Raw genomic sequence first — 16,632 nt, 5'->3', positions numbered from 1 at the left:
GGTGTAGAAATTGGGTTTTTTAAATAAATTATTTGGCAGAACAAATGATCAGGAGGAACAAACAATGACAAATGTAAAGCTAGCGGTAATCTATTACAGTTCCGGAGGCACTAACTTTCAATTAGCAAAATGGGCTGAGGAAGGTGCGAAAGACGCAGGTGCCGAGGTGAAGGTATTAAAAATTCCTGAAACAGCTCCACAAGCAGCCATTGAATCAAATCCTGCATGGAAAGCACATACGGAAGCAACTAAGGATGTACCAGAAGTGACCTTAAATGATTTAGAATGGGCAGATGCCATTATTTTCAGTGTGCCAACACGCTTTGGAAATATAGCCTCACAGGTTCAAGCCTTTATAGATACAACAGGCGGTTTGTGGTTCCATGGGAAGCTTGCCAATAAAGTAGTAAGTGCGATGAGCTCAGCACAGAACCCACACGGAGGACAAGAGGCTACTATTTTATCACTCTATACTACCATGTATCATTGGGGTGCCATTGTTGCAGCACCTGGTTTTACAGATCCAGTCACATTTGCTGCCGGCGGGAATCCTTATGGAACTAGTGTAACAGTAGGGCAGGACGGAAAGATGATTGAGGATGTTCAGGCAGCAGTTAAACATCAAGCAAAACGTACTGTCACTGTTGCGGAATGGGTGAAAAAAGGAAATCAATAATTAATTAAATAAGTATAAAACAAAAAATCGGTGAAAGCCGATTTTTTTATTTTGTCCAAGCTTAAAATGTTGCATAAGGGAAACTTTTATAGTTTAATATAAAACAAGTGGATAAACAAAAAATATGTGCACTTAAGTAAAAAAAGTGCATAGACTCATTTAAGAGGCTGTAACAAAAATCATAAAAAAGGGAGATGGGAAAAGATGAAAAAAATAGTAGGGATATTTCTTGTTATTTCTTTGATCTTTGTCAGCGCTTGTTCGAAGCAGAAGGTTAATGAAGGAAATGATGACAGCAAAATAATCGTAACTACTACGATTGGGCAAATTGCTGATGCGGTTAAACATATTGGCGGGGAGAAAGTAGCTGTAAAAAGTCTGATGGGACCAGGAACAGATCCACATTTATATAAAGCAACACAAGGGGATATAGCTAAGCTTGAAAAAGCCGATATTATTTTCTACAGTGGTCTTCACCTTGAGGGGAAAATACTTGATGTATTAGAGAGAATAAACAAAACGAAACCAACCTATGCGATTGCCGAAGCAATCGATAAAGAATCGCTATTATCTGCAAACGGTGGCAGCTATGCGTATGATCCACATGTGTGGTTCGATATAAACCTATGGAAACAGGCACTGGAGGAAGTGAAAACAGGCTTGATTGAAATAGACCCTGATAATGAGGCCTACTATGAGGAAAATGCGCAAAACTATTTTAAACAGCTTAATGAATTACATGCGTATGCTGCTGAGGAAATGGCCCGAATTCCGGAGGAGCAAAGAGTGCTTGTCACTGCACATGATGCATTTGGATACTTTGGCAAGGCATTTGATATGGAAGTGATGGGGCTGCAAGGTCTAAGTACAGATTCGGAGTATGGTCTCGGAGATGTCCAAAAATTAGTAGATACATTAGTTAAGAGAAATATTAAAGCGGTGTTTATTGAATCAAGTATTTCTGAACGTTCCATCAATGCGGTCATTGAAGGGGCTAAGAAAAAGGGGCATAAAGTGAAAATCGGCGGAGAATTATACTCAGACGCGATGGGTAAAGAAGGAACGGATGAGGGTACTTATATTGGCATGTATAAACATAACGTGAAAACTATTTCAGAATCAATTAAATAGGAGGGAGTAAAATGAAGCCTGTTGTTGTGGAAAATCTAACAGTTGCTTATCAGAAAAAGCCTGTTTTATCAAATGTCAGCTTTGAAGTGCCTGAAGGTAAGTTAATTGGAATCATCGGACCGAATGGGGCTGGAAAGTCGACATTGATTAAAGCTATTTTGGGCTTGATACCAAAAGCGGCTGGGGAAATAAAAATTTATGATAAAAAATATCGCGCAAAAGATAGAGTTGTTGGTTATGTTCCACAAAGAGGTTCTGTAGACTGGGATTTTCCGACAAATGCCCTTGATGTTGTATTAATGGGGCGATATGGCCATGTCGGCTGGTTTAAGCGTCCTGGAAAAAAGGATACAGAAATAGCTATGGAATGTTTAAAGAAAGTTGGAATGGAGGAATACGCAAGCAGACAAATCAGCCAGTTATCAGGAGGACAGCAGCAAAGAGTCTTTCTAGCACGTGCTCTTGCACAGGATGCAAAGGTTTATTTCATGGATGAACCGTTCGTAGGGGTAGATGCAGCCACAGAAAGAGCCATCATTGAATTATTAAATGAATTGAAAAGGCAAGGAAAAACCGTTCTAGTTGTTCATCATGATCTGCAGACCGTCAAAGAATATTTTGATCATGTCATTTTATTAAACGTCAACACCGTTGCTGCTGGAGCAACAGAGGAAGTATTTACACTTGAGAATCTGCATCGAACGTATGGCGGAAAACTATCCTTTTTGGAAAAAGACCAATTGGTTGTAGAACAAAAATGAGGTGCTGAGGATGAACGATCTTTTGAAAATGATTCTTTTTGATGCGAATACTCAGTGGGTATTGATCGGGACGATGCTGCTAGGAGTTGCAAGCGGAGTTCTTGGAAGCATTGCACTTTTAAGAAAACAGAGTTTAATAGGGGATGCTGTAGCACATGCGGCGCTGCCAGGCATATGTATTGCATTCTTGCTTTCCGGGGAAAAATCTTTATTTGTCTTATTGATTGGGGCAACCATGACAGGACTATTGGCTGCCTATTGTATTCAGTTCATTATTTCTTCATCAATTATTAAAGAAGATGCCGCCATCTGCTTAGTTTTATCTGTGTTTTTCGGCTTTGGAATTGTACTTTTAACAAAGGTATCTCAGACTCCATCCGGTAATAAGAGTGGGTTAGATGATTTCATTTTCGGTCAGGCTGCTTCTCTAGTTGGAAATGATGTGAAACTAATGGCAGGTGCAGCAGCCGTTTTAATTTTTATAACAGCATTAATTTTTAAAGAACTGAAGGTATTAACCTTTGATCCTTCATTTGCTAAAGGGCTTGGATTGCCAACAGGCTTGCTGAATTTTCTTTTCCTCTCCCTGCTAGTTGCTGCTGTTGTCGTTGGAATTCAGGCAGTAGGGGTCATTTTAATGGCTGCTCTCCTTATTACGCCTGCGATTGCTGCACGATATTGGACGAATTCATTAAGTAAAATGATTGTTATATCTGGTATATTTGGCGCTTTATCAGGCATGGCAGGAACGCTTATAAGTACGATAGGTGAGGGACTCCCGACAGGGCCATTCATCGTTGTAACTGCAACGGCATTATTTCTTCTTTCGATGCTGTTTGCTCCTGAAAGAGGTTTAGTAACAAAGTGGGTAAAAAGAATGGCAAATAATAAGCAGCTTAGAAGGAATAAGCTTCTGCAGGGAGAAAAAAGGAGCGGTTTTCATGAGCTATGAGTCTTGGATTTTAATTGTAGGTTCCTTAGCTGGGATTACGTGTGGAATTACCGGCTGCTTTTTGATATTGAGGAAACTCTCAATGCTTGCTGACGCGATTAGTCATACTGTCTTGCTTGGGATTGTACTCGCGTTTATCGTCAGTCAAAGCATGAGTGGAGTTTATATGCTAATTGGGGCAGCTGTTGTCGGCTTACTCACTGCCGTAGGTGTCCAAATGCTCCATCAGGCTGGGATACAGGAGGATGCTTCAATTGGGGTAGTGTTCACATTTCTGTTTGCCGTAGGGGTTATTTTGATTACAGTGTTTGCAGATGATGTTCATTTAGATGTGGATCATGCGCTAATGGGAGAAATTACTTTTGTTCCTTGGGATCTCGTGCAATGGGGCTTCCTTCCAGAGCTTCCAAAAGCATTCTTGATGCTATCAACGGTGCTAGTCATTAACCTAGTTATTATTGGATTATTTTATAAAGAACTGAAGATTACTTCATTTGATCCTCAAATGGCCGCTGCCATCGGTATACCAGTCTTGCTAATCCACTATTTGTTAATGGGATTAGTATCTATTACAACGGTGGCCTCCTTTGATAGTGTAGGAGCCATTCTAGTTGTCGCTATGCTGATTGCCCCCGGTGCCTCCGCCTATTTAATAACGGATAAATTAAGTATCATGCTTCTTTTAAGCGCATTAATAGGGGTTGCAGCAGCTGTGATCGGCTATTATCTTGCTAGCTGGCTAGACGTGTCAATTTCAGGAAGCATGGCAACGATTAATGGAATCATCTTTGCTTTAGTTTTCTTATTCTCACCAACAAAAGGGTTACTATCGAAGAAAATTTCAATGAAAAGGTTAAAAATGGATTGAGTGTAAGCTCCTCGTTATTTTAATGAGGAGCTTTTTTATTGTACCATGTTTTTCCTAGTCCTTTACTGATTAATTGAGTAGAATTAAAATAAGTATCTAATCTAGTAAACTGGAAGTGAGCAAAAAAATGAAACTCATTATTGCGGAGAAGCCTGACCAAGGGCTGACTCTTGCTTCTATTTTTAAAATAAAAAAGCATCAAGGGTTTGTTGAAATTTTCCCAAATGATGTTTTTCCTGAAGGTGCTTATGTAACGTGGGCAGTAGGGCATCTTTGTCAGCTCGTTGCACCGGAAAGTTATAATTCTCAGTGGAAGAAGTGGTCATTGAATACTTTACCGATCATTCCTTCTCAATTTGAATATGAAGTAACGAAAGATAAAACGAAGCAGTATGCTGTTATTAAAAAGCTGATAAACAATCCTTCTTTAACAGAAGTCATACATGCTGGAGATGCAGGGCGAGAGGGAGAGTTGATTATTCGTAATATCCTTCGTATGACGAAATCAAGCCTTCCGATGAAAAGATTATGGATCTCCTCATTAACACCAAAAGCAATCAAGGAAGGATTCCTATCATTATTAAATGAATCAGATACTAGAAACCTCTATTATGAGGCATATACGAGAGCTTGCGCGGATTGGGTTGTTGGAATGAATGCTTCAAGGCTGTATAGCCTTCTTCTTCAGCAGCAAGGATTCTCTGATGTTTTTTCAGTAGGCAGAGTGCAGACACCGACACTTGCACTAATTGTCAAACGAGAATTAGAGATTCAAAGCTTTGTTTCCGAGCCTTTTTGGGAGGTACAGGCTAGATTTAATATCGATGGAAAAAAATATCTAGGAAAATGGGAAAAGGATGGGGAAACAAGAATTAAGACGAAGGAGCTAGCTGAAAAGATTGCTGCTTTTTGTGAGAAAAAAGCAGCAGAGGTCACAGATGTTAAGGCTGAAAAAAAGGAATTTCTTCCGCCTATGCTCTATAATTTATCTGCCCTCCAAGCAGAGGCAAATCGACGATTCAAATTTCCGCCAAAGAAAACGCTCGATGTGCTGCAAAAGCTGTACCAAAAAGGAATTGTCTCTTATCCCCGTTCTGATTCAAGGCACGTTACACAAGGGGAAGCAGAAATGTTTGCTGAAACATTGAATAAAATAGCCGCGATCGATGAATACAAAACGCTCTTTCCTTTGCCGACCAGTTCAATTATGGATAATAAGAGATATGTAAATGACAAGAAAGTGACCGATCACTACGCCATTATCCCAACAGAACAAGTTCCTGGCATGAATAAGCTTTCTCCAGATGAAAACACTCTTTATGACCTCATTGTAAGAAGCTTAATTGCTGCTCATTATGGGAAGGCAGTAACCGAGTATACAACAGTCACCACCCTTGTCGATGGGAGGGCTGCATTCCTATCAAAAGGAAAGGTTCAGCTTGAAGAGGGCTGGCGTAAGGTAATTCCGCCGTTTGAAAAGGATAAGGAGGCACTTCTCCCTTCGATACAAATAGGAGAAAAAGGAAATGTCATGAAGGCAGAGGTGAAAGAAAGCAAAACTCAGCCGCCAAAAAGGTATACGGAAGGCCAGCTGATTACACTGATGAAAACAGCCGGAAAGCATATTGAGGATAAGGAATTAGAAAAGGTACTTATGAAAACAGAGGGTCTTGGTACTGAAGCAACAAGGGCAGGAATTATAACGATGTTAAAAGATCGAAAGTATATTGATATTAATAAGAACCTCGTGTATGCAACACCGAAGGCAAAAATATTAATTGGTGCAATTGGATCTGAAATTCTTGCCTCCCCTGAAATGACGGCAAAATGGGAGAAGCGATTAAAGGATATTTCGGAAGGAGAGGCTTCACCGAAACAATTTATGGAACAAACGAATAAAATGATATCACACCTCATTGAAGTATCTGTAAAAAACGCAGGGGATTGGGCTTTTGATGAGGAGGACAAAAGCAGCTTTACCTCAGCGAAGTCTAAATTTAAACGTCCAACTCAATTAGGGAAATGCAAGCAATGTGATGGCCAGGTTATTGACAAAGGCAGCTTTTATGGCTGTTCATATTACAGCAAAACAAAATGTAATTTTACAATCTCCAAAAAGATTTTGGGTAAATCAATCACTCAAAAAATAGTCAAACAGCTCTTGAAAGACGATGAGACAGAAATGATAGAAGGTTTTTCAAATAAGGACAAATTATTTTCAGCTAAATTAACTTGGAATGATAATGAGCGGAAATTAAAGTTTATTTTTCCAAATAAATAGACACATTCCTTCTATAATAGATAACCTTGTCTCGCCTACCCTTATATAGTAAACTTTTACTTGACTGTCTTCATAAAATGTAATGATTGATAAAAATGGAACTAACAGAGACCTTCAGCACGGTTCCTATGGGAGGGTTTGGGATGCCAACACCTAGTATGGAAGATTATATTGAACAAATATATATATTGATTGAAGAGAAAGGGTATGCCCGTGTGTCTGATATCGCAGAAAACCTTTCCGTTCATCCCTCCTCTGTAACAAAAATGGTTCAAAAGCTCGATAAAGATGAATATCTTGTTTATGAAAAATACAGAGGACTGATTTTAACTCCAAAAGGAAAGAAAATTGGCAAGCGGCTTGTATATCGCCACGAATTACTTGAACAGCTTCTTCGCTTAATTGGGGTTAAGGAAGAAAATATATACGAGGATGTAGAAGGAATTGAGCATCATTTAAGCTGGGATGCAATAGACCGAGTAGGAGACCTTGTTCAATTTTTCGAAGAGGATGATAGCAGGATTGAAGCGTTAAGAGAGATTCAAAGAAATAATGAGGATATAGCAGAGGGTCCATAAATGGACCCTTTTAGTATACATTCGGCAACTCATCAAATGAGGATGTGAAAGCTGGCGTAAGATAGGGAGTACCATTCTGCCCTTCTTCTATAGTTACCCCGGTTATTACCCCTTCCTTCGCTTCTTTCAATGCTTTTCTGTAAGAAATCATTCTCCCCTCAGAAGTTTGAAAAGAAATGATTTCCCCCAGATAGTTGCGATGAACAGCGACTAACTGTTCTCCTAACATATAATCAACTCCTTCCGAGTCATAATTAAATTACTCGTCTATTCAATCTACATCTTCATTGTTGCACCATTTTCTTTTCTTTAATCAAAGGGATATTTACTTTTCTTGGCGAAAATATAATAGTCTGAAACTTTTTAAGCGAGTGAACGTATAAATGGTGAGGGAAAAGCGAGGGATACGATGAGCGATTTTAATTGGAGTAAGGAAGCAGAAAAACAATGGGATGAGCGTTCATCTGGATGGAATACAATGAGTAAGGAGATGTGGAAGTCAGGAAGCCGGAAGGAGATTGCTCCGTTTTTCGCAAAGCATGTAGAGCTTAATGGAGCGGTTTGTGATCTTGGCTGTGGAGATGGGTATGGATCATTAAAGTTAGCTGAATTAGGTTATTTAGTAACCGGTTTAGATGTTTCAGAGGAAATGATACATAAAGCGAGAGTAACAAATAAAGGAAATACGGCTCAATTTATTAAGGGAGATATTTCAAATTTACCATTTGAGAATGATTCCTTTGATGCGGTATTAGCCATTAATTCACTTGAATGGACAGAAGATCCGCTTAAAGTGATAATGGAAATTCAGCGGATTGTAAAGCCTGGAGGGTTTGCTTGTATTGGCATTCTTGGTCCTACGGCTGCCCCAAGAATAAATAGCTACCGACGCCTATATAATGAAAAAGTCATTTGTAATACGATGATGCCTTGGGAATTAGACCAGCTTGCTGAAGAAAATGGCTGGGGCAAGGCTGATAGCTTAGGGGTATATAAGCGAGGGACTGATCAAATGCCTATTGGATCATTGTCTACTGAACTAAGGCAAGCCCTCTCGTTCATGTGGGTTTCCATGCTTAGAAATAATAAATAAGAAGGGTTGGAATACGATGAGTCGCTATTCAATTGAAGATTTTGTAAAACAAACACAACAGCAAGATAAAGGAGAAGGGTTATTTGAACTAGAATCTCCGAGAATTCTTGAAATCAATTTAACGAACCAAATATGGACAAAAGCTGGAGCTATGATTTCTTACCGCGGAAATATTAAATTTGAACGAGAAGGAATTCTCGAACACGGCTTAGGAAAATTATTTAAAAAGGCACTAACGGGTGAAGGAACTGCCTTAATGAAAGCTACAGGAAATGGGAAGCTTTATGTGGCTGATCAAGGGAAAAAAATATCCATTTTAAATTTGCAAGGGGACTCCATTTTCGTTAACGGCAATGATTTACTTGCTTTTGAACCATCAATAAGTTGGGACATTAAATTAATGAGAAAGGTCGCTGGTATGCTTTCTGGCGGATTATTTAACGTGCGTCTTGAGGGGAGTGGAATGATTGCCATCACTTCCCACTACGAACCACTAACCCTGCTAGTTACACCAGATAATCCGGTATTTACTGATCCGAACGCAACTGTCGCATGGTCAGGAAATCTGCAGCCTGAATTTGTGACCGATATTTCCTTTAAAACCTTCTTAGGAAGAGGTAGCGGCGAATCTGTACAAATGAAATTTGCTGGGAATGGATTTGTTGTCGTTCAGCCGTTTGAAGAGGTCTACTATTCAGAGCAATCTTAAATGCTAATCATTAAATTCAGGATCGTTTTTAAAAAGGCAGCAACAAATATTAGAGCATATGCAGAAGCTCAACATTAACTTTCACTAAAGAAAAAAGAATATTATATACTTAAAGAATGGCTCATGATTTAGAGCCATTTTTCTATTTTAAGTGGATGATTATACGCATTTTTTGCTGGTTCTACGAGAATTCCCTTTAGTTCAGACGAGACTATTTTTACTCAGCTTTACCTGTCAAATTAGCTTAATAGATCGTAATTTTGGGGTAGTAAAGTCTAACCTAAATCGACCTCTGACATCTTTGTTAATATTATGGGTAATCGAGTCCGAACTGCGGTGTAGTTTAGATAGCTATGGTGATTCTAGGTGAAGTGAGTCCGAACCGCAGTCGAGTTCAGACAGCTTTTGTGACTTCCAGGTGGATCGAGTCCGAACACCAGTCAAGTTCGGACAGCAATGGCGATTTTAAGGTGAATCGAGTCCGAACACCAATCAAGTTCAGACAGCAATGGCGATTTTAAGGTGAATCAAGTCCGAATAGCAGTCGAGTTCAGACAACTTTGGCGATCTAAAGGTCAATCGAGTCCGAACACCAGTCAAGTTCAGACAGCAATGGCGATTTTAAGGTGAATCAAGTCCGAATAGCAGTCGAGTTCAGACAACTTTGCCAAGACTCGAGTTCTGATAGGACCAGGTAACTTTCATCTACCCTTATCTGAAATCACTATCAATAAATATTTTTTATTTCTAATATACTCAGATCTGAAAATAACACCTTTTCAATCACCGAAAAAATAATTATTTCCACTCTTTTGATTCCTCCTTGAATAGACTGCTTATAACTCCATTGCTATAAAAATAACAAAACACACGATATTTCCAATGTGAAATGTCGTGTGTTCCAATTCAACTTTATTAATAAACTACTTATTTAAACAGGTTTGTCTGTTTTTCTTGCATCTTTTTCGGCAGCTTAATCCCATTCAAACGGAGTTTCTTGGTATACATAATAATTTAACCAATTCGAAAATAATAAATGGGCATGTGATCGCCACTTATTTGATGGGCTTTTCGAAGGATCATCATTTGGAAAATAATGCTGTGGAAGAATATTTAGCCCTTTTTCCAAATCCCGTCTATATTCTTCTGCTAGTGTACTAGCTTCATATTCTAAATGGCCGGTGATCATAATTTGCTTGCCGTCATTGGCACACATAATAAATGGACCTGCTTCTTCAGAAGAAGAAAGTAATTTAACAGTTGAATTCGCTTGCAGCTGCTTGATAAAAATATCTGTATTTCTTGAATGAGGTGCTAAATAAACATCATCAAACCCTCTTAATAATTTTTCTGATTTGTCGTCAATATGATGCCAGAAAACACCAGTGCATTTTTGTGGAAGCTCATATTTCATGATGCCAAAGTGATGATACAACGCTGCTTGTGCTCCCCAGCAAATATGTAGAGTAGATGTTACATTATCTTTCGTCCAATCCATAATATCGGTAAGCTCTTTCCAATAATCCACCTCTTCGAATGCAAGCAGTTCGATTGGTGCTCCAGTGATGATCATTCCATCAAATTTCCGCTGCTTAATCTCCATGAAGGTTGTGTAGAATTGATCCAAGTGCAGCGAGCTTGTATTTTTTGATTCATGCGAAGCTGTCTTCAGAAACGAGATATTAACTTGCAGAGGGGTGTTTCCTAACAGTCTTAAAAGGTGTGCCTCCGTTTTCTCTTTCTCCGGCATTAAATTTAATATAAGGATATTGAGCGGGCGAATATCTTGTGTTAATGCACGATCCTCATCCATAACAAAAATGTTTTCTTCTTCTAATATTTCTCTGGCTGGAAGCAGTCTTGGAATTTTAATTGGCAATTCATCATCCCCCTTTTAGAAAATTCAATTAAATTCATTATAAAGACGATTAAACCTCACCGCAATCATATGTTTAAAAAATCACAAAATTGACTATCTACTAATATGGCATGGAATGGTACAATGTAATAGTAGGAAAACGTTTTCAATAATTGAATGCTTAGGGGGATATTTATGAACGTAAAACCTGTTGTCAAATCAGACATTGAAATCGCTCAACAATCATTTATGAAACCAATTACAGAGGTCGCAGAAAACATCGGCCTTCATGAGGATGACCTCGAATTATTTGGAAAATATAAAGCAAAATTATCGACAGAGGCATTGAAAAAGCTTGAAACAAAGAAGAGTGGGAAAATTATTCTTGTAACTTCAATTAATCCAACACCAGCTGGAGAAGGAAAATCAACAGTAACTGTTGGATTAGGAGATGCATTTACGAAAATTGGCAAGAAAGCAATTATTGCCATGCGTGAACCGTCTCTTGGACCAACGATGGGTGTGAAAGGGGGAGCAACTGGCGGAGGATATTCGCAAGTATTGCCGATGGAAGATATTAATTTACATTTTACTGGTGACTTGCATGCGATTACGACTGCTAATAATGCACTTGCAGCCTTCATCGATAATCATCTTCAGCAAGGGAACGAGCTTGGCATTGACCAGCGCAGGATTGTATGGAAGCGTGCCCTTGATATGAATGACCGTGCTTTAAGAAAGGTAGTGATCGGCTTAGGTGGTCCAATGCAAGGGGTTCCTCGTGAAGATGGTTTTGATATTACGGTGGCCTCTGAAATCATGGCCGTATTGTGCTTATCAACCGATCTCCAAGATTTGAAAAAGCGCTTAGGTCAAATGGTCATTGCCTATAACTATGATAAACAGCCTGTAACAGTAGCAGATCTTGGTGTTCAAGGGGCATTAACAATGCTGCTGAAAGAGGCAGTTAAACCGAACTTAGTACAAACCATTGAACATACGCCTGCATTTATTCATGGTGGTCCTTTTGCAAATATTGCCCATGGATGCAATAGTGTCATCGCTACCAAAACAGCGTCAAAGCTTGCTGATTTTGTTGTTACTGAAGGAGGCTTTGGAGCTGATTTAGGAGCCGAAAAGTTCCTTCATATTAAGGCTAGAAGTGCAGGGATTAAACCAGAAGCAGTAGTCATCGTTGCAACGATTCGTGCATTAAAAATGCATGGAGGTGTACCGAAAACCGACCTTAGCCATGAAAATGTACAAGCACTTACGACAGGATTTGCCAACTTAAAGAAGCATATTGAAACAATTGAAAGCTTCGGCTTGCCGTTTGTCGTTGCGGTTAATAAATTCATTACAGATACGGACCAAGAGGTTAAAACACTAATGGATCTTTGTAATCAAACAGGCATTCCTGTGTCCTTAACTGAAGTATGGGAAAAAGGCGGGGAAGGCGGAGTAGACCTCGCAAACAAGCTGTTAGAGGTCATTGATAAGAAAGAGTCAAACTTCCAGCCATTATACGATTTGTCCGACTCACTTGAAAATAAAATTCTTACGATTGCCCAAAGGGTTTATGGAGCTGAAAAAGTCGAATTTTCATCAAAAGCGAAGAAACAGCTGAAGGATTTTGATAGCTTTGGCTGGAGCCACTTACCAATTTGTATGGCAAAAACGCAGTATTCTTTATCTGATGATCCAACAAAGCTTGGACGACCAACTGGGTTTACAATCACAATTCGTGAATTTAAACCTTCCATTGGTGCTGGATTCATCGTCGCTTTAACAGGAGATGTGATGACAATGCCTGGATTGCCTAAGTTACCTGCCGCACTGAGGATGGATGTGGATGAGAACGGCAATGCCATTGGACTATTTTAACAGGTTGACTTGAATGTTTGATCCAACTGCATTTGAAAATATGAAAGTTGTCATTGATGGCGCGATATATGATGAGGATTTATCAGGTGGTATCACAATTATTGATCGAAATGATTTATTAAACTCTGCAAAGCTTTCTCGGAAATACGAAGTAACTTTTACTTCTCAAGCGGATAACCGAGTTGCTTGCACATTTATGATGGAGGCAGGATTGGAAAATTTGGCTGCCGAGCTTTTGCCATCTGCTCAATCGGAGATTCTTGCTGGGTGCCAATTGTTTGTGAAATTTACTTTTATGCATCCGAATGAACACTACTACTTTCAAACGATTGAAAGATGTCTTAAAGACATTTGGGGTCCTGAACGGACAATCAGTCAATCTGCCTTCTTCAATCCTTTTGACGAGGACAATACGATAAAGAATGAGGCAATCATTTCTTTTAACCGCTTAGTTTACGAAGATCAAATGGATGATATCCTAGAGATGGTTAATTACATGATTATTAGCCTAGAAAGATTGAGGGCCATAATATAACCACGAAAAGCTCTGCCTGTACACGTTCAGGCGGAGCTTTTTTATCAGAAATGGAGGTAGAAGATTCAAAATTATCTTTACATTACAACGAGCAGCTTTTACGATATAGAAGAATGTGGAAAACATTCAAATAAATTAAAGGAGGAGAAGGTAATGAGTAAGATAGAGGCAAAAGGTGAAGGAATCGATAGAAAAAGGAATGAAGTAACCTAGTTAGGGAGGAACAAAAGGATGAGCCAAATGACGAATACAATCATAATCACGGAATACCGAGAAGAACATGCACAGGCAATTGCGAAAATGTGGAACCTTAGCCGTGACAGCTGGGGTGGGGATACAAGGGTTTATACGGAAGAATCGGTCAAAACGAAGGAAGCGAATGCGGGGAATATTGCTCTATATTTAGCTATAGATGGGGGAGAGGTTGTAGGCTATTGCAGCTTGTCAGAATATAAGGAGGATGTTGGCTCCTTATACATCCCTTTGCTAAATGTTAGACCTGATTATCATGGCAAGAAGATCGGTAAAATGCTTGTTATGAAAGCAGTTGAAAAAACAATTGAGCTTGGCTGTCCAAGGGTTGATCTATACACATGGCCGGGCAATGTAAAGGCTGTACCTCTGTATAAGAAATGTGGATTTTTTTGGGAGGATCGGGATGACACAACCCACTTGATGAATTTTATTCCTGCGGTCATCAATACACCCCTATTAAAGTCAGTTTTCGCAAAAGTAGATTGGTATGATGCAAGTATAAGAGAAATAGAAGTTAAACCGGACGGATTGAAGGAAAATGGCTTTACCTTCTACGAATATGAGTGGAAAGATCAACAGACGAGTGCACGTGTAAGATTTGAACGAAGCGGAAGAGGCATTAGCTTGATTGAAACGGATGATTATCTGCTCGAGCTAAAAATGGCTGACCATGAAGTAATTGAAGAGATGCCACAAAAAGTTGAACTGCTATTTGTAAATAAAACGGCTAAACCAGCCATGTTAAAAGTAGACGGAAACGATCATGAGCGTACTGTATCTGCTTTTAAGGATGAATTATTAGTAGCAAAGCGAGCGATACTCTCAGATCAAGTGATTTTTAAAAAAGGGGAAGAACCAAGTGAGTGGAAAACACACCCGTTTTTCTCTGTAAATGTGTCCATTAATGGAGAAGAATGTGAATTGAGGCTTGGAGTGAAACCAAAACAGCCAGCGAAATTAACCGCAAAAATTGATGGGAACTTGAGCTTCCTAGGCGAAAAAAAAGGGATAGAACTAGAGGTAGAAAACAGTGTAAAGGAAGAGGCTGTTTTTGAACTAGTTTTTTCTTCGGATGAACATGTCGAGTTAGAAAGGAACACTTTCTCTGTTTCTTTAAAAAAGAATGAGAGAAAACTAGTTGTGATTCCATTTGTTGTGAAGAAATTTGGTTATTACCAGCCACATATTACGATCACAGCACAAAATGAGAATGGTTCAGAGTATACCTTTGAAAATAACTTAGTTGGAATAGCTCTGAAAGGCTTTGGTGAAAAATTTGGCGGGGAAACGAAAGATTTTTGGCATATATATAATGGCAGTTACCAAGTGAATATACGAAAACGGGATTTTTTAATAACGGCTGGAAGAAATCAACAAATGAATCATCCTTTTGCATTTTTTGTGCCAAAGCTCGGTAAGCCCTATTCAACGGAATTTTCTAAGCAAAAGCCGGTAACAGTGGAGTGGTATTTCAATGACACAGCGATGATTTTTAAAATGGTTTTTCACTCTACTGAATTTGCAGGAGTCACCCTTACTCTTTATACAGCCCTCTATGGGGATGGAATCGTGAAGAAGTGGGCTGAGGTTGAGAATGAAAGCAACGAAACTATACAACAACTATACTTGAATCAATCACTGTATCATGAAAAAAGTCATGCGTATTTCCCGCTTGAAAAAGAAATAATTGAGTTTTCGGAAATAAAAGCTGTCGATTTTGGAGATATTCACTCTCAGCATTTAACAGAGAATTGGTATTTTACAGTGGATCATGGAGAACCAACTGGCTTTTGCTGGCCAGCAGAATGTAAGGCAAATTTTGAAGGCTGGCAATTTTACTTAGAATATGAACTTGGGGCCATTCAGCCAAAAGAATGTAAACGACTAGAACCATGTTATTTATCTATTGGTGCGTTTCGGACATGGCAGGAGCAAAAGGCATTTGCAAATAAAGTGTCGAATGTGGTGCCTACCCAATCTATTAACGAAAAATCATTAAAATTAGAGAGTAATAATCCAGTCGTTTACAAAGATCATCTATCCTTAGAGTTGCAGACCTCCCGTACGAGCTTTATTAGCGGATCTATTGAGCTGTTTTTAAATGGTGAACCGAAGCTATCTGATCAAATTTCATCAGAAGATGAGAGAACAAATTATCAAGCTTCTATCCCAGTTATTGATGCACAGCCTATCTCATTAGTAATGGGAAGTATGCAAAGTGATAGTACAACGACAAACTTAAATCAATTAATGGTTGTTCCAAGAGGTAAAGTGGAAGCCTTTAATGAAGCAGAACAAGGGATCACTTCCTATATTTTAGATAATGGCATCATTCGAATCAAAGCGGCACCGGAATTTTACCCAGGTTTATATTCACTCGTCTATAATGAGAATGAATGGTTTGATACTTCCTTTCCTGAGAAAGTTGCAAAGGGATGGTGGAATCCTTGGGCAGGTGGAATGAAAACATCCCCTGCACAGCTAAATACATTTTCATTAATGAAAGAGTGCACAACTGCTGAGTTTATGGATATTGAAGATAAGCATGGAAATCAGTGGAGAAGCATCGCCTTGCACACGAAAATAGTGAATCATCCAATTTGGAAGGGGCTTCACTATACACAGTATTTTGCACTTCTTCCTGGTGTGCCAGTTCTCGCCTATTTTGTAAAGGTCGTTGATTCTGGCGGCAAATCATTGCTTTCAGAGACGTTGGAAACGGACATTTACTTAGTAGGAGAATCTTTAAAAGATCTTAATGTCATTTCCAATTTCAATGACAATAAAATAAATGCAGGAATGGAAGAACAGGGATTAAATTTGAAAAATGTAAGCTACATCTCCTCAGAGATCAGAAAAGAAAAACTTTATCATATTGAAGGAGAAGAAAATGATATCTTTGAAGGATATATGAATAAAGATGCGTTTGAAGTGATCCTTCTCCAGGAAATAAAGGAAACAACAAAACCGGGGTTTATTTTATTTGATCAAAGAGAGATTTCGAAAGCAATCCTCGAGAATCTTCGGCGGATCGTATTTTAAAGGAGACAA

General features: G+C 38.9%; 14 protein-coding genes. 12 read left to right on the top strand and 2 right to left on the bottom strand.

What is annotated here, in order from left to right:
- The first annotated feature begins 64 nt into the window (after positions 1–64).
- The 7 genes from wrbA (at position 65) to mntR (ending at position 7,247) form a co-directional block, all read left to right on the top strand.
- Complete coding sequence (gene wrbA, locus AN957_RS17480) at positions 65–676, top strand: NAD(P)H:quinone oxidoreductase (RefSeq protein WP_053477573.1); 612 nt, start codon at positions 65–67, stop codon at positions 674–676.
- 204 nt (positions 677–880) lie between these two features.
- Positions 881–1,807 carry a metal ABC transporter solute-binding protein, Zn/Mn family gene (locus tag AN957_RS17475; protein ID WP_056685377.1) on the top strand — a complete coding sequence of 309 codons (927 nt, stop codon included), beginning with the start codon at positions 881–883 and terminating at the stop codon, positions 1,805–1,807.
- Between the two features lie 11 nt (positions 1,808–1,818).
- Positions 1,819–2,568, top strand: a complete 750-nt coding sequence (locus AN957_RS17470; RefSeq protein WP_053476721.1) for a metal ABC transporter ATP-binding protein — start codon at positions 1,819–1,821, stop codon at positions 2,566–2,568.
- Positions 2,569–2,578: 10 nt separating this feature from the next.
- On the top strand, positions 2,579–3,520 hold the full coding sequence (locus AN957_RS17465) for a metal ABC transporter permease (RefSeq protein ID WP_053476720.1): 942 nt from the start codon (positions 2,579–2,581) through the stop codon (positions 3,518–3,520).
- Complete coding sequence (locus tag AN957_RS17460; protein ID WP_053476719.1) at positions 3,510–4,388, top strand: metal ABC transporter permease; 879 nt, start codon at positions 3,510–3,512, stop codon at positions 4,386–4,388. Before AN957_RS17465 ends, AN957_RS17460 begins: the two co-directional genes overlap by 11 nt.
- A 127-nt stretch (positions 4,389–4,515) precedes the next feature.
- Complete coding sequence (locus AN957_RS17455) at positions 4,516–6,669, top strand: DNA topoisomerase III (RefSeq protein WP_056685374.1); 2,154 nt, start codon at positions 4,516–4,518, stop codon at positions 6,667–6,669.
- A gap of 143 nt (positions 6,670–6,812) precedes the next feature.
- Positions 6,813–7,247 carry a transcriptional regulator MntR gene (gene mntR, locus AN957_RS17450; RefSeq protein ID WP_053476717.1) on the top strand — a complete coding sequence of 145 codons (435 nt, stop codon included), beginning with the start codon at positions 6,813–6,815 and terminating at the stop codon, positions 7,245–7,247.
- Between the two features lie 10 nt (positions 7,248–7,257).
- Here mntR and AN957_RS17445 read toward each other — a convergent pair whose 3' ends face one another.
- Entirely contained in the window at positions 7,258–7,476 is a 219-nt protein-coding gene (locus AN957_RS17445) for a DUF3892 domain-containing protein (RefSeq protein WP_053476716.1), read from the bottom strand.
- 180 nt (positions 7,477–7,656) lie between these two features.
- On the opposite strand from AN957_RS17445, the gene AN957_RS17440 reads away from it, so the two are divergent.
- Both AN957_RS17440 and AN957_RS17435 read left to right on the top strand, forming a co-directional pair.
- Complete coding sequence (locus tag AN957_RS17440) at positions 7,657–8,340, top strand: class I SAM-dependent methyltransferase (protein WP_056685371.1); 684 nt, start codon at positions 7,657–7,659, stop codon at positions 8,338–8,340.
- Between the two features lie 16 nt (positions 8,341–8,356).
- Positions 8,357–9,049 carry an AIM24 family protein gene (locus AN957_RS17435; protein ID WP_056685368.1) on the top strand — a complete coding sequence of 231 codons (693 nt, stop codon included), beginning with the start codon at positions 8,357–8,359 and terminating at the stop codon, positions 9,047–9,049.
- A 973-nt stretch (positions 9,050–10,022) separates the two neighbouring features.
- Here AN957_RS17435 and metA read toward each other — a convergent pair.
- Positions 10,023–10,928, bottom strand: coding sequence for a homoserine O-acetyltransferase MetA (gene metA / locus AN957_RS17430; RefSeq protein WP_053476713.1), 906 nt, complete (start codon positions 10,926–10,928; stop codon positions 10,023–10,025).
- A gap of 174 nt (positions 10,929–11,102) precedes the next feature.
- On the opposite strand from metA, the gene AN957_RS17425 reads away from it, so the two are divergent.
- From AN957_RS17425 to AN957_RS17415, 3 genes are all read left to right on the top strand, one after another.
- Positions 11,103–12,791, top strand: coding sequence for a formate--tetrahydrofolate ligase (locus tag AN957_RS17425; protein WP_056685365.1), 1,689 nt, complete (start codon positions 11,103–11,105; stop codon positions 12,789–12,791).
- A 13-nt stretch (positions 12,792–12,804) separates the two neighbouring features.
- On the top strand, positions 12,805–13,326 hold the full coding sequence (locus AN957_RS17420) for a hypothetical protein (protein WP_056685362.1): 522 nt from the start codon (positions 12,805–12,807) through the stop codon (positions 13,324–13,326).
- Positions 13,327–13,557: 231 nt separating this feature from the next.
- A complete protein-coding gene (locus tag AN957_RS17415) occupies positions 13,558–16,623 on the top strand; it encodes a GNAT family N-acetyltransferase (RefSeq protein WP_056685360.1) in 3,066 nt (1,021 codons plus the stop codon).
- Positions 16,624–16,632 lie beyond the last annotated feature (9 nt).

It is taken from the genome of Cytobacillus solani (assembly GCF_001420595.1).
GTDB lineage: Bacteria > Bacillota > Bacilli > Bacillales > Cytobacillaceae > Cytobacillus > Cytobacillus solani.
This window is presented reverse-complemented; position numbering and strand designations above follow the sequence as displayed.

Excerpts from the sequence above, each read along its gene's own strand:
- wrbA (WP_053477573.1), top strand. The coding sequence starts at position 65 with ATGACAAATGTAAAGCTAGCGGTAATCTATTACAGTTCCGGAGGCACT.
- AN957_RS17475 (WP_056685377.1), top strand. The coding sequence starts at position 881 with ATGAAAAAAATAGTAGGGATATTTCTTGTTATTTCTTTGATCTTTGTC.
- AN957_RS17470 (WP_053476721.1), top strand. The coding sequence starts at position 1,819 with ATGAAGCCTGTTGTTGTGGAAAATCTAACAGTTGCTTATCAGAAAAAG.
- AN957_RS17465 (WP_053476720.1), top strand. The coding sequence starts at position 2,579 with ATGAACGATCTTTTGAAAATGATTCTTTTTGATGCGAATACTCAGTGG.
- AN957_RS17460 (WP_053476719.1), top strand. The coding sequence starts at position 3,510 with ATGAGCTATGAGTCTTGGATTTTAATTGTAGGTTCCTTAGCTGGGATT.
- AN957_RS17455 (WP_056685374.1), top strand. The coding sequence starts at position 4,516 with ATGAAACTCATTATTGCGGAGAAGCCTGACCAAGGGCTGACTCTTGCT.
- mntR (WP_053476717.1), top strand. The coding sequence starts at position 6,813 with ATGCCAACACCTAGTATGGAAGATTATATTGAACAAATATATATATTG.
- AN957_RS17445 (WP_053476716.1), bottom strand. The coding sequence starts at position 7,476 with ATGTTAGGAGAACAGTTAGTCGCTGTTCATCGCAACTATCTGGGGGAA.
- AN957_RS17440 (WP_056685371.1), top strand. The coding sequence starts at position 7,657 with ATGAGCGATTTTAATTGGAGTAAGGAAGCAGAAAAACAATGGGATGAG.
- AN957_RS17435 (WP_056685368.1), top strand. The coding sequence starts at position 8,357 with ATGAGTCGCTATTCAATTGAAGATTTTGTAAAACAAACACAACAGCAA.
- AN957_RS17425 (WP_056685365.1), top strand. The coding sequence starts at position 11,103 with ATGAACGTAAAACCTGTTGTCAAATCAGACATTGAAATCGCTCAACAA.
- AN957_RS17420 (WP_056685362.1), top strand. The coding sequence starts at position 12,805 with ATGTTTGATCCAACTGCATTTGAAAATATGAAAGTTGTCATTGATGGC.
- AN957_RS17415 (WP_056685360.1), top strand. The coding sequence starts at position 13,558 with ATGAGCCAAATGACGAATACAATCATAATCACGGAATACCGAGAAGAA.